Annotated in this window: 10 protein-coding genes, 1 tRNA gene and 2 pseudogenes; 9 read left to right on the top strand and 4 right to left on the bottom strand. The window is 65.5% G+C overall.

From position 1 onward, the window contains the following. Positions 1–1,687: hypothetical protein (locus tag BST12_RS32335; protein ID WP_211281374.1), on the top strand; the 1,687-nt coding region annotated here is incomplete at its 5' end. A 46-nt stretch (positions 1,688–1,733) separates the two neighbouring features. Here BST12_RS32335 and BST12_RS27145 read toward each other — a convergent pair. The 3 genes from BST12_RS27145 to BST12_RS27155 all read right to left on the bottom strand — a co-directional run bounded on the left by BST12_RS27145 (position 1,734) and on the right by BST12_RS27155 (position 4,810). Next, positions 1,734–3,050 carry an ABC transporter substrate-binding protein gene (locus BST12_RS27145; RefSeq protein ID WP_083116292.1) on the bottom strand — a complete coding sequence of 439 codons (1,317 nt, stop codon included), beginning with the start codon at positions 3,048–3,050 and terminating at the stop codon, positions 1,734–1,736. An 88-nt stretch (positions 3,051–3,138) separates the two neighbouring features. Beyond that, positions 3,139–3,951, bottom strand: a complete 813-nt coding sequence (locus BST12_RS27150) for a carbohydrate ABC transporter permease (RefSeq protein WP_083116293.1) — start codon at positions 3,949–3,951, stop codon at positions 3,139–3,141. After that, the gene (locus BST12_RS27155; protein ID WP_083116294.1) at positions 3,938–4,810 is read right to left on the bottom strand and encodes a carbohydrate ABC transporter permease; all 873 of its coding nucleotides are present in this window, start codon (positions 4,808–4,810) and stop codon (positions 3,938–3,940) included. The genes BST12_RS27150 and BST12_RS27155 overlap by 14 nt, the downstream gene beginning before the upstream one ends. A 33-nt stretch (positions 4,811–4,843) precedes the next feature. Here BST12_RS27155 and BST12_RS27160 point away from each other — a divergent pair, with 33 nt between their 5' ends. The 7 genes and pseudogenes from BST12_RS27160 to BST12_RS27190 form a co-directional block, all read left to right on the top strand. Then, entirely contained in the window at positions 4,844–6,361 is a 1,518-nt protein-coding gene (locus BST12_RS27160; RefSeq protein WP_083116295.1) for a TldD/PmbA family protein, read from the top strand. Then, a complete protein-coding gene (locus BST12_RS27165; protein ID WP_083116296.1) occupies positions 6,358–7,731 on the top strand; it encodes a metallopeptidase TldD-related protein in 1,374 nt (457 codons plus the stop codon). Before BST12_RS27160 ends, BST12_RS27165 begins: the two co-directional genes overlap by 4 nt. A gap of 9 nt (positions 7,732–7,740) precedes the next feature. Then, on the top strand, positions 7,741–8,592 hold the full coding sequence (locus tag BST12_RS27170) for a carboxymuconolactone decarboxylase family protein (RefSeq protein ID WP_083116297.1): 852 nt from the start codon (positions 7,741–7,743) through the stop codon (positions 8,590–8,592). Between the two features lie 6 nt (positions 8,593–8,598). Further along, positions 8,599–9,354: an Rv1352/Rv1906c domain-containing protein gene (locus tag BST12_RS27175; RefSeq protein ID WP_083116298.1), complete on the top strand. Its 756-nt coding sequence runs from the start codon at positions 8,599–8,601 to the stop codon at positions 9,352–9,354. A 144-nt stretch (positions 9,355–9,498) separates the two neighbouring features. Then, the gene (locus BST12_RS27180; RefSeq protein ID WP_083116299.1) at positions 9,499–9,795 is read left to right on the top strand and encodes a hypothetical protein; all 297 of its coding nucleotides are present in this window, start codon (positions 9,499–9,501) and stop codon (positions 9,793–9,795) included. Between the two features lie 70 nt (positions 9,796–9,865). Continuing rightward, positions 9,866–9,942 (top strand) — tRNA-Ile (locus BST12_RS27185). 657 nt (positions 9,943–10,599) lie between these two features. Next, positions 10,600–10,866 (top strand): annotated as a pseudogene (locus BST12_RS27190) (transposase); the annotation flags it as partial. Positions 10,867–10,902: 36 nt separating this feature from the next. Here BST12_RS27190 and BST12_RS27195 read toward each other — a convergent pair. Continuing rightward, entirely contained in the window at positions 10,903–11,949 is a 1,047-nt protein-coding gene (locus BST12_RS27195; protein ID WP_083116301.1) for an IS110 family RNA-guided transposase, read from the bottom strand. Between the two features lie 267 nt (positions 11,950–12,216). On the opposite strand from BST12_RS27195, the pseudogene BST12_RS27200 reads away from it, so the two are divergent. Next, a pseudogene (locus BST12_RS27200) lies at positions 12,217–13,089 on the top strand (IS3 family transposase); the annotation flags it as partial. Positions 13,090–13,724 lie beyond the last annotated feature (635 nt).

The following is a 13,724-nucleotide window of genomic DNA, read 5'->3' on the forward strand; positions in this document are numbered from 1 at the left end:
TGGGAACGGTGGCACCGGCGGGACCGGAACCCCCGATGCGGGCAGCGGCGCGGGCGCCGGCGGCAAGGGGGGCAAGGGCGGTGATGCCGGGGCCGGCGGCGGTGGTGGGGCTGCCGGTGGCGGTGCAGGTGCGTCGGGTCAGGTGGGTGCTACTGGCGACGCCGGCATCGGCGGCAATGGCGGTACCGGCGGTCAGGGTGGGGCCGGTAAAGGCGGCACCCCGGCCAGCGGGACCACCGGCGCAACCGGCGGAGACGGTACCGCAGGCGGCAAAGGCGGCCAGGGCGGGGCGGGCGGTAGCGCCGGGTTCGGCGGGACTAATGGTGATGGGGGCAAAGGCGGAACCGGTGGTACCGGTGGGGCCGGTGGCACCGGCGGGACCGGAACCCCCGATGCCGGTAGCGGCGCGGGCGCCGGCGGCAAGGGGGGCAAGGGCGGTGACGCCGGGGCCGGCGGCGGCGGCGGGGCAGCTGGTGGCGGTGCGGGTGCGGCAGGCCAGGGCGGCGGGCCCGGTGGCGCCGGCACCGGTGGTACGGGCGGGCAAGGTGGTCAAGGCGGGGCCGGTATGGCCGGTAACAACGGCAGTACCACCGGTGGTACGGGCACTGCCGGTGGTCAAGGTGGCCAGGGCGGAGACGGTGGTGCCGGCATCGGCGGCATCAACGGTGGCACCGGAGGCAAAGGCGGAACCGGCGGCACAGGCGGAGCGGGTGGCACCGGCACCACCGGTGGCAACGGCGGCAACGGCGGCAAAGGCGGCCAAGGCGGCGCCGCAATCGACCATGGCAACGCCGGAACCGGTGGCACGGGCGGCCAGGGCGGCGCCGGGGGAGCTACAACTATCTCAGCCCCCGGCAAGGGCGGAACGGGCGGCAACGGAGGCGTGGGTGGCACCGGCGGCGCCGCGACCGGAGGGGGCAACGGCGGAACCGGGGGTACCGGCGGGGCCGCCGGCAGCGGCGGTAACGCCAACTTCAACTTCACCGGCGGGACCGATATCGGCGGCACGGGAGGCGTCGGCGGCGACGGTGGCGTCGGCGGCAACGCAAACGCCGGCGGGAACGCAGGCGCCGGTGGCACCGGCGGGGCGGGTGGCAACGGCGGCCAGAGCGGCGGCCACAGCACCGATGGCCTCAACGTCATCGGCGACACAGGCGGCACCGCAGGCGCTGGCGGCAACGGCGGCAAAGGCGGCATGGCAACCGGCACCGGCACTGGTGGCGCTGGCGGTGGAGGCGGTGTAGGTGGTCAAGGCGGTCTGGGGGGTGCCACCACGGCTTTTGGCAAGCAGGGCGGCTCGGGTGGCCTTGGCGGTAAAGGAGGAATTGGTGGGGCCGGGGGTGGCAGTCTCTCCGGCGCCGCAGGCGCCGGGGGTATCGGAGGCACCGGAGGCATGGGTGGCACCGGCGGCTTCGCAACCCAAGGTATCGGTGGGGTCGGCGGCACGGCCGGAGACGGGGGCGGGGGCGGCATCGGCGGCACCTCAACTGCCGGAGGCGCCGGTGGCAACGGGGGCAACGGCGGCACCGGCGGAAGAGGCGGTACCGGCGGCAAGGGTAACGGCTTCGCCGGTGGCGTCGGCGGCACGGGTGGCACAGGGGGTGGTGGCGCAAGCGGCGGTGCCGGCACGCCTCCCGGAACCGCCGGCGTCGCTGGGGGTAACGGCAGCACTGGCACACACGGATGAACCGACGGTGTCCCTGCCGTCACCGCGTCCTACGGGTGCGTGCAGGCTACTGCCGCGCAGCGGCGTTGGCCGCCGCCTGAGCCTGCCGCAGAATCGTCACGACATCGCCGCGGCCGAGGAACATTTCGTCGAAGTAGGGCTGCAGCGCTTCATTGCCGGCGGCAAAGCCGGCTCCGCCGGGGGCCGGGATGCGTGGCCCGTTCAGAACGGCGAAAAACGGTGTGACATCTACACCTTTGGTCTTCCAGTAAGCGAAGTATCCAGGTTGCGCCGAAAGCACCGCAGGAATGGCCACACCGCTGCGACCCAGGTATGCGTTTCCCTCGCTGCTGCCCATCCAGGCCAGCACCTGACGTACCGCGTCGGGGTGCTTGGAGGCTGAATTGCCAGCTGCAGCAATGCCATTGGTGACGCTGACCCGGCCCTTGGGGCCGGCGGGCATCATCGCCACACCCCAGCGAAAGGGCGCATCGCGGACCACCGCGGCCAAACTGTAAGTGCCAGACTGGAATAGGGCCATCTTTCCGGCCAGAAATTGATTGCGCGAGAAATCGCCGTTGTCGTTGGTGTCGGAAGCCGGGGGTGCAACGTGGTCATAGTTGATCAGGCCAACGAGATATCGGAAGGCGTCCACCGCGGCCGGGTTGTCGAAGGCGAACTCACCGTCGCGCTGAAACCACCCGCCGGCCGAGCCGATGTAGTTGAGGTAGATGCCCTGCGGATCGTTGGCGGCGTTGTAGCCCCACTGGCGGACCCGTCGGGCCTCGAAACCTGTTGTCCCCGCGCGATGTCCGTCGGCGTCGACGGTGAGCCGGGCCAGCAACGGCCGCAACGTGTCGTTGCCGTCGGGACTCCATCGCAGGTTGTCGAGCTGGGCGGGATCAACGCCGGCTGCGGCCAGCAGGTCTGCGTTGTAGAACACCGCGATGCCGGCATCAGTCAGTTGCGGCACGCCCCACAACACACCCCCACGGGTGAACTGGTCGACCACTGCCGGCTCCCAGTCCGGGTCGGGGGCGATGCGCATCAGCCGGCCGCTGTCGGCGTAGGCGGCGAGGTAGGCGTTGGACAGCCAGAAGATGTCGTCGGCGCTGCCGCCGGCCACATCGGTGCGCAGGGTGTTGAAGTAGGTGGAGTAGGACACCAGATTGGTGCGCACTTCGATGTTGGGATGGGTACGGGTGAAGGCGTCGAACGATTCCCGGTAGGCCTGGGCGATTGGTTCGGCCCACAGCCGCACCGTGACGACGATCTTGCCGCTGCCGGGTTCGCCTTCGCGGCCCAGCGCCACCGCCGTGACACCCAGCAGCACCGCGACCATCGCCAGCGCGGTGGCGACCAGGGTGGAGAAGCGGGGCCTCATGGGCGCCGTCTCCGCCGAGATTGCCGTGAAGGTCGTGGATCGTCGCAAATCGCAGCCATGACGGCAATCTCGGCGCAACCAAAAGTACTCACTTGAGCCCCGAGACCACGATCGACGAGACGATGTGCCGCTGCGAAGCGACGAAAAGCACTATCAGCGGCACGATCGCGACGGTTGTCGCCGCCATCACCAAGGTCCACTGGGAGTTGTACCGGGACTGCAGGTCGGCGGTGGCCACCGTCAGTACCCGCCACTTGCGGCCGCTGGTGATCACCAATGGCCACATGAAGTTGTTCCACTGGGAGACAACGGTGATCAGGGTCATCGCGGCCAGCACCGGGCGGCTGGACGGAATGATCACATGCACGAGCACGTCCAAGGTGTTGGCCCCGTCGAGGCGCGCGGCGTTGATCAGCTCACCCGGAATGAGACGAAAGTGCTCACGCAGCAAGAAGATCGCGTACGGCGAGCCGAACATGAAGGGCAACACCAACGCCCAGAATGTGTTGCGCATACCCAGCTGAGCCATCATCAGATACAGCGGCACCACGGTGACGGTCGCGGGCACCATCAGGGTCGCGATGTAGACCCAGAACAACACGTCGCGTCCGGGAAAGTGCAACCGCGCGAACGCATAAGCGGCCAGCACCGAGAAGGTCAGCTGGCCCAGCAGAATAACGGCCGTCATGAGCGCGGTCACGATCGCGGCCCGGCCGAAGCCGGCGCCTACCAGATCGCTGTAGTTGGACAACGTGGGCGGGTGCGGCATTTGCAGTGGTGTGCCCGTCGCGAACTGATGCGCCGACGTGAACGACGTCAGCAAGCCAAGTACGAACGGCAGCAACGTGATCAGCGCGCCCAGCACCAGCCCGGCGTAGATGGCGGCGTTACGTGAGGTCATAGCTGATCCGCCGGCGGAAGTACAGATGCTGGACGAACGTGACGCCGACCAGGATGACGAACAGCACCACCGCCATCACCGATGCCCGCCCGATGGCCGCCGAACCGAACGCCTCGGCGTAGATGCGGTGGGCGACCAGTTCGGTACTGCCCTCGGGCCCGCCGCCGGTCAGGGCGTAGACGATGTCGAAAATCTGTGCGGTGCTGACGATTCCGGTGACCACGACAAAGAACATCGTCGGCCGCAGCATCGGGAGGGTGATCCGCCAGAATCGTTGCCAGGCGCTCGCGCCGTCGGTGCGGGCGGCGTTGTGGATGTCGTCGGGAATGGCCAGCAGGCCGGCCAGAAATGACAGCGAGACATAGCCGACGTTGGTCCAGACCACGACAGCGGCAACCAGCGGCAGGGCGAGGTCGGGGTTGGTCAGCCATTCGACGCGGCGCCCCAGAATGGTGCTGACCGCGCCGTCGGTGGGGGCCAGGATCCAGCGCCACAGCACCGCGATGGCCAGCGGCGCGCAGATCCACGGCAACACGTAAAGCGTCCGGAAGAAATTGGTGCCGGGCAGGCCGCGGGCCAGCATTACCGCGGCCAGCAATCCCAGCACGGTCTGCGCGGGAACCACGATCGCCACGAAGACGGCGGTCACAAGCAGCGAGTCGCCGAAGCTGCCGTCGGAAAGCACCGAATGCCAGTTGGCCAGCCCGACATAGTGCAGCGGACCCAGCAGATCCCAGCGGTACAGGCTCAGCCAGGCGACGACAAGGATGGGCAGCAACAAGAACGCGACCACGCCGAACAGGCTCGGCGCCAATAGGGCGTAGGCCAGCGCGGTGGTCCGGCGTGGCGCGTCGCTCATGGATGTATTAAAGCCGGTCGTTACGGTGTAGCCGTGACGCCGAATCGGGGGATCGATGCCGACTTCCTGGAACTGCCGCGCTACGACTTGGCCGAGGCCGCGATATCGGCCGCGCTCGCGGCCGGCGCCAGCTACGCCGACCTGCGCGTTCACCGGATAAGTACCGAGATCATCCAGCTACGCGACGGCGAGCTGGAGACCTCCGTCATCAACCGGGAGATCGGCCTGGCGGTCCGGGTGATAGTCGCGGGAACCTGGGGGTTCGCTTCCCACCCAGAACTGTCGCCATATGTCGCGGCGGCCACCGCGCGCCGGGCCGTGCACGTCGCCACCGTGCTTGCGCCGCTGAACAAAGAGCGCGTGACGCTGGCACCCGAGCCGGTCTACGCCGACGCGTCCTGGGTGTCGCATTACGAGATCGACCCGTTCATGGTTCCCACGCCAGAGAAGATCGCGGTCCTCAAGGACTACTCCGGACGGTTGCTCGACGCCGACGGCGTCGACCATGTGTCGGCCGGTCTGACGACGGTGAAGGAGCAGACGTTTTACGCCGACAGCTTCGGGTCGTGGATCACCCAGCAGCGGGTGCGGGTGATGCCGTCGTTGGAGGCGGTGACCGTGGACGCGGACGCGGGCAGCTTCGACTCGATGCGTACGTTGGCGCCGCCGACGGCCAGGGGCTGGGAAGCCGTCGCCGGCGACGAGGTGTGGAACTGGACCGACGAACTTGCCGAGCTGCCGTCGTTGCTGGCCGAGAAGGTCCGGGCGCCCAGCGTGATGCCGGGTCCCACGGATCTGGTGATCGATCCGACCAACCTGTGGCTGACCATTCACGAATCCATCGGGCACGCAACCGAATACGACCGCGCGATCGGCTACGAATCGGCTTACGCCGGCACGTCGTTCGCTACCCCCGACAAACTCGGAACCATGCAGTACGGCTCGTCGGTGATGAATGTGACCGCGGACCGCACCGTCGAATTCGGTTTGGCCAGTGTGGGTTACGACGACGAAGGGGTGGCATCCCAGAGCTGGGATCTGGTGCGCGACGGCGTTTTCGTCGGCTATCAGCTTGACCGCGTGTTCGCCCCGCGATTGGGGGAGTCGCGCTCCAACGGGTGTTCGTACGCCGACTCGCCGCATCACGTCCCGATCCAGCGGATGGCCAACGTGTCGCTGCAACCGGGCACCGACAACCTCAGCACCGAGGATCTGATCGGCCGCGTCGACGACGGCATCTATATCGTCGGTGACAAGTCATGGTCAATTGACATGCAGCGCTACAACTTTCAGTTCACCGGCCAGCGGTTCTACCGGATCCGCGACGGGGGGCTGTATGGGCAACTGCGCGATGTGGCTTATCAGGCAACGACTACCGACTTCTGGAATTCGATGGAGGCCGTGGGCGGCCCGTCGAGCTGGCGGCTGGGTGGGGCGATGAACTGCGGCAAGGCCCAGCCCGGTCAGGTGGCTGCCGTCAGCCACGGCTGCCCGTCGGCGCTGTTCCGAAACATCAGCGTGCTCAACACCCGTACTGAGGGCGGCCGATGATCACACCACAGCACCTGGTCAACCTGGTTCTGGAGGAAGCGGCGAAAGCCGGCCGTGCCGACGAGACGATGGTGTTGGTCACCGATCGCATGGAGGCGACGCTGCGCTGGGCTAACAGCACCATGACCACCAACGGCGTGTCGGTGAGCCGCAGCATGACCGTGATATCGATTGTGCGCCAAGACGATAGGGCCTTTGTCGGCACCGTGGTGTCCGCTGAGGTGGACCCGGCGGTGGTGCCCAGGCTGGTCAAGGTTTCGCAGGAAGCCGCGCGCGCAGCGCCGGAGGCCGGGGATGCCGCGCCGCTGCTTGGTGATTCCGGGGAGCCGGTCGATTGGGATGCGCCGATACCCGGCACCGGAGCCGAAGTATTCGGCAGTGCGATCGGCAAGTTGAACCGCGGATTCCGCGGCCCCAACCGGTTGTTCGGGTATGCCCACCATAGTGTCGAGACTACGTTCCTGGCGTCTTCGACGGGCTTGCGCCGACGCTACACCCAGCCCGCCGGCGCGATCGAGCTCAATGCCAAACGCGGTGACGCCAGCGCTTGGGCGGGAATCGGCACGGCCGATTTCGTTGACGTGCCAGTAGATTCGCTGCTTGACGAGTTGTCGATGAAGTTGGGCTGGGCCGAGCACACCGTGGAGTTGCCCGCCGGTCGCTACGAAACCCTGATGCCCCCGTCGACGGTGGCCGACATGATGATCTTCCTCGGTTGGAAGATGGCGGGGCGGGGCGCGCACGAGGGCCGAAGCGCGCTGTCGGCGCCCGGTGGCGGAACGCGGCTGGGGGAGCGGCTCACCGACTTGCCGCTGACCATGTTCACCGACCCGGCCGCGCCGGGCTTGGCGTGTATGCCGTTCGTTGCGGCGAGCAACTCCTCGGAGACGGTGTCGGTGTTCGACAACGGCATGCACATCGAGCAAGTGGATTGGATCCGTGACGGAGTGATCAACGCGCTCGCGTACCCGCGGGCCACCGCGGCCAAGTACGACGCGCCGGTCGCGGTCGCCGCCGACAACCTCGTCATGACCGGCGGGTCGGTCGAGCTTGCCGACATGGTGGCAGCCACCGAGCGTGGGTTGCTGCTGACCACGCTGTGGTACATCCGCGAGGTCGACCCCACGACGCTGCTGCTCACCGGCTTGACCCGGGACGGTGTGTACCTGATCGAGGACGGTGAGGTGACGGCTGCGGTCAACAACTTCCGGTTCAACGAGAGCCCGCTGGACTTGCTGCGGCGGGCCACCGAGGCCGGCATCAGCGAGACGACCCTGCCGCGGGAGTGGTCGGATTGGGCTACCCGGGTGGCAATGCCGTCGCTGCGGATACCGGATTTCCACATGTCGTCGGTGAGCCAGGCGCAGTAGCGTGTGAGCATGACGGCTCCAGTTCTCAGTGATCAACTCACGCAGTTGGTCGCGTTGTCTACCGGTGATGCTCGCCTGGTGGGGTTGGTGCGACGGGTATGTGCCGAGGCGGTGTTGCTGCCGCCGTTGCCCGCCGAGGTCGCAGTGACTGAGCCCGAGTCGGAGGCCGAAGCCGCCGTCGCCGAATTTGCCGAGCAGTTCAGCGTCGACGTTTCGATGGTCACCGTCGAGCAACGGTCCCGGCTGTTTAAATACTTGGGCGACAATACTTTTCGAGACGTCGCCTCGATCTACATTGCAGATTTCGTGCCGCGGGTGCGGGCCGGATTGGAAGCGCTGGACGTCGGTGCGGAGTACCTGGGATGGGTGAGCGGGCCGATCGCCTGGGATAACGGCACCGACCCTTCGGAGGTATTGTTCGCCCGGTTGCTGCCCGCGGTGGCCCGGATGCGTGCGCTCGATCCGATCACCTCCGAGCTGGTTCGGCTGCGGGTGGCAGCCCAGCACAATTGCCGGTTGTGCAAGTCGCTGCGTGAAGGAAACGCGCTGGACGCGGGCGGTTCGGAGACGCTGTACGACGAGATATCGCGGTACGAGGAATCGGACATGATCGATGTCCGCGCAAAAGCCGCCCTGCGGTATGCAGATGCGTTAATTTGGAGCCCTGCGCACCTCGTCGTCGACGCTGCCGCCGAGGTGCGCTCCCGTTTCTCGGAGGCGGAGGCCGTGGAGCTCACCTTTGACGTCATGCGTAATTCCAGCAACAAGATTGCGGTGTCGTTGGGTGCCGATGCGCCTCGGGTTTCCGAGGGCACCGAGCGCTACCTGATCGACGTCGGCGGTCAGACGGTGTTCAGCTGACGGGTTATGGCTCGTAGAGCGGTTTTCTGGGTCGCGGTGGCGGCGGTTTTCGTCGTGGCGGGCTGCGGTGGGACGGGTGGTCGATCGGCCATGCCGTCGTTGACCGGCCGCGACGAGGGTCCAAGCCGGCTACCGCCGATCTATCCCGGGACAACGGTGTCGATTCCGCCGTCGTCCTCGTCTACTTCTGCGTCTACGTCGGTGTCTGCGGGTCCGGTTACCAAGACGATTCCGGGCGACGGCACCTTCAAAGTGGGGGTGGACATCCAGCCCGGCACATATCGGTCCGAGGGCGGCGAGTCCTGCTATTGGGAGCGGCTGCGGGGGCTCAACGGCAGCTACAAGGACATCATTGCTAACGGCGCCGGCAACGCTCCGCAGGTGGTGCGGGTGGAGGCGGGCGACGTCGCGTTCAAGACCCAGCACTGTGCGGTGTGGACGCTGCAGGCTCCCGGAGCTGCCACTACCACGTCCTCGTCTCGGGCGCCGGTGGCGCTTCCGCCAGGGGCTCAGGTGTGTCCTCCGTCTGGTGGGCCGGCGGGTGGGTTTGCGCAGTCCGCGGCCGGATCGCCGGGCACCACTTGTGCTTTCGCCGAACAGGTGCGGCAGGCGTACGGGGCCAGCGGTCCGGCTAGTTCGACACCGCGACAAGTCGATGCAGTGAGCCCGGTGACTGGCCAGCACTACACCATGACCTGTGCCGCCAGCGGATCGTTGGTGACGTGCAACGGCGGCAACGACGCGGTGGTCTACCTCTACTAGGTTGTTCACGGTTTCGCTACGCGCGGTACGTTTGCTGGTTACATTCGGATTGCGTTGTAGCACAGCGATGTTCGCTTGTGTGGGTTCGTTGGGCGCCGGTACCGTGAGGCGCGGAGAACGACATCTCGGGAGAGAAGTGCGACCATGACCGGTCATCCTGATGTTGAGGCACCCGTCGGCGCGAAGCGGATCGCCGGCTGGGACGGCGGGGCTCGCCTATTCGATGGCAGGGAATGGACCGTCGACAGCGTTAACGGCGGCTCCGATATCACCGTGAGCATCCACGGCCTGCAGTACGCCGACGGCCGGGTCGTGTCCCGGGTTGCCGTCGGCGGGTTGTGTCCCGATTGGCCGATCACGTCCCAGGGGGCGCGTCGACTGGCCAGGGCGCTCATCGCGGCGGCCGATGCTGCGGAGAATCCGGACGAGGCTCGGCGATAACGGGCTGCCGGCAGGCGCTAGTCTCAACGGCGTGCAGCGCGCGGGTAGGTGCGTGGTGCGTAGTTGGCCAGGGGCGGTAGCTCAGTTGGTTAGAGCCGCGGACTCATAATCCGTTGGTCGCGGGTTCGAGCCCCGCCCGCCCCACCAGGTATAAATGCAGGTAGAGACCATATTCGCGACTATTTTGCCTACCCGCTCGCGGTCCGAAATCTGGGCTGCGTCAGCATGGCGTCAGCAAGCACGTGGCTTTTTAAATTGTTCGGCGGCTCCAGCACCTTCGGCGGTTGTGCGGCGTCAGCTTTTAGCGCCCCAGCTACATGCATGTCGGCGCATGTGGAGGCGGCATGTGCACCGCCAAAGTCAATCTCCGCAGGTCAACACGCTGTGGCAGGCTAGTTCTAGCCTCACAAGTTTGCCAGCAAACGAAACTGTGTGCAATATAGCTACAAATATAGAGGTCAACGATCTTTTCTATTGCCTTCAGCTATTTAACAGATGTATGCTGACGTGCAGCGGCTACGCAACGCGGGGGGCGGTACGAAAGCCCAAAACCCCGCTAGCCCGGATGTGTCTGGTCACCCGACATGTCCACGTTAGTTAGCCGCCGATGGCGCCGGCCCTCAGAGTCCGCTAGGTGAGCAAAGGGGCAGTCCTTGTTCATTAGCATCTCAAAGGGGTTCTTATGCCAGTCAACGATCGGGCCCGAGGGGTCTGCTGCACGAATAGGTGACACCTTGACCTGACCTACCGTCCGGGTTCCAGATTCAGTGACTAGCTGGCAGCCCGTACGAAAGGCTGACCGTCATGCCACGCCCCTATCTCGCCGAGTTCCGTGCCCGCGCGATTGCGCTGGTGCGCGCAGGCAAGCCGCAGAAGCAGACTGCTGATGATCTCGGCATTCATCCCGTCACTTTGTCCAAGTGGATCAAGCAGGACGACATCGACCGCGGTGTGCGACCCGGCCTGCCGTCGAGTGAATCGACCGAGCTGCGCGCGGCTCGCCGCCGGATCCGCGAGCTGGAAACCGAGCTGGCGATTGTCCGTCAGGCCGCGACGTTTCTCGGGGAGGACAAGCCCCGCCCAAAAGGACGCTTCTATGGTCTGGTGTCAAGCGGCGGCGTGCAGTTGTCGGAACACTGATCGGCAGACGTAGCGTTTGAGGCAGCGTCGGGTTTCGCGGGTGGACATGCCTTCTGCGGTGCGTCGGGCGACGTAACTGCGGGTGGTTGGGTCGCTGATCATTCGGCTGCGGACGATGATGTCGAATGCGCGGTTGAGTTGGCGGTCCCCGGCGCGGGACAGACGGTGTCGGGTGGTGTTCCCTGATGACGCTGGAAGTGGTGCCACGCCGCCCAGGGCTGCGAAGGCAGCTTCAGAGCGGATGCGCCCGTGATGGGAGTAGGCGCAGATGATGATGGCGGCGGTGACTGGTCCAACACCGGAGAGCTCTTGGAGGCCGGGGGCTGCGTGCGCGGCCAGGGCGCGCAGCTGCTGATGGTTGTCCTGCAGCTGCAGCGTGTGTTCCAGGACCGCTCTGGCCAGTCGACGGGATTCTTGGCGTGCGACCGCGTGGGTGTTCCTGGCGGCCGGCTTGTGGTTGATTCGCCATGCGGCGATCACTCGGATCTGGTTGTCGTGCAGTGGTTTGCGTGCATCGATTCCAAGGTCGACTGTCCGTAGCAGGGCGGTCAAGGCGTTGCGGTTCGCGGTGCGCTGCTGATCAAGAAGCCTGCGTGCGGCCAAGAGAATCCGCAGATCCTCGCGTTCACTGCTCTGGCGGGGTACCGGTATGCGTTCCCGTTGGACCCCGAGCACTGATCGTGCGGCGAGCTCAGCATCGATCACATCGGACTTGCCCGCACGATCGCGGCGACGGCCCACGGGACGAGCTTCGGTGACTTCGATGCCGGCAGCCCTCAGGGCTGCGGTGACGCCGGCACCGTAGGAGCTGGTGCCCTCGACCGCAGCCAATACGTTCATTGCTGGGCTCTGTCGGCGGATCCAGGATAGCGCCCGGCGGTGTCCCGGACTGGTGTTCGGGAAGGTGGCGACCGCGAGCACCGCGCCGTTGTGTGCGTCGATGACGCAGAAGGTGTGGGTGCGGGCGTGGGTGTCGACACCCACCACCTGTTCGAAGGCTTCAGCGACGATCATCGTTGTGGTTCCTCTCGGTCGAGTGCTGCGTGAATTACTCGGCCGCCGAGGGTCGTTCGGAGTCACAACTGTAATGAGTCACACCCAGCGCAGTGGGCGGACGGGCTTCTAATTAGGACACCCGGACGCAGAGGCCGAACCCGACCCGGGCTCGGACATGTCCTTTTCCAGACACCACGTGCGTGGGTCCGCTCTACCGAGAGTCACGAGCACGAGCCAGGTCCAGCATCTCAGCCAGCCTCGGGCCGACCACCCTCATTACAGCTCTACCCGGTGATCGACCGACTCGTCGACGCCGGGGCATCCGTTGATCGCTGTTGCCTCATTCTTGGTGTGACGCGCCAGAACTACTACAAACACAAGCGAAAACCGGTCACCGCGACCCAGCTGCGCCGGCAATGGTTGACCGGACTGATCCGCGAGATCCACATCGCCTCCCGCCGGACCTACGGCTACCGACGCATCCACGCCGAACTAACTCTCGGTATGGGCATCACGGTTTGCTCGCGCACGGTGTCGGTCCTGATGACCCAGGCGGGCATCTACGGACTACCCGGGCCGGTACGGGTCAAACGGTTACGCGGGGTGGTTACCGCCGACGATCTGGTCAACCGCAAGTTTCACCGCCTTGCCCCAAATGAATTGTGGGTCACCGATATCACTCAGCACCGGACCCGCGAAGGCTGGCTATACTGCTGCGCCGTGCTCGACGCGTTCAGCCGCAGGATCGTGGGGTGGTCGATGGATTCAAAGGCGGATTCCACGCACGTGGTCAACGCGTTGGATATGGCTATCCGCAACCGCCGCCCACCAGCCGGCGGGATCGTTCACGCGGATCACGGAACTCAGTTCACCTCTTGGGTTTTCGGCGAGAAGATCCGTTCTGCCGGGCTCGTCCCATCGTTCGGCACGATCGGTGACGGACTGGACAACGCGATGATGGAGAGCTTCTGGTCCTCGATGCAGATCGAGCTGCTCGACCGCCAGAAATGGAAGACCCGGGTCGAGCTGGCCAACGCGATCTTCGACTACATCGAGATCTTCCACAACCGGCGACGCCGCCACTCAGCCCTGGGCTACCGCACCCCGATCGAATACGAACTATCCTTCACCAACGACACCCTCACCGCCGTCAGTTAGCCACCGCAACTGGAACCCAATAGGTAGGTCAGGTCAAACTGTTACCTATCGGTGCAGCAGACCCCTGTGTTGCCTTAAAAAGGCTACGAGCTCTTTGGAATTGCTGCGGGGACTTCTGCTTGACACCAGTGCGTATAGCGGAGGCAAAAACTCCTGCACCTGGACCTACCTGCTTGGTCTTCCGCCGCCTTGGAATCCAGCGCTGCCATCAACTGCGCCACATGGCAGCGTCCCGTTGCTGCTCCCATATGTCTCCCAGAGGGCCGTTCGAATTCATTGGAAACCATTGGAAACGAAGGTATCTGTGGTCGCTGGCGTCTGCCCAGCTTACTAAAAACCAATCATTGTCGAAATCGGTTGAAAGTACAGTCATCTCGTGATTTTCACCTGACTTCAATACTCTAACCCCCGGTCCCGTGCTCTGAAGACCCGACGTCGACTCCACCGACAGGTTCGTGGCGGATTCCGATCCGAGGTTCATTAGCCAGTAGTAGTGAAGGTTAGGTTCTCCGGTGTCATCATCATCGGTGCGGAGGTGCTCTAGCCACCAAAGGACTGGAGCAAATCGGCGGCGGAAGCGTGTCCGTGGCCATGAAAAAGTACCCACTGGTGGCCAAGTAGAGGTATCCACTGGT

The sequence above is a fragment of the Mycobacterium angelicum genome (assembly GCF_002086155.1).
Classification (GTDB): Bacteria; Actinomycetota; Actinomycetes; order Mycobacteriales; family Mycobacteriaceae; genus Mycobacterium; species Mycobacterium angelicum.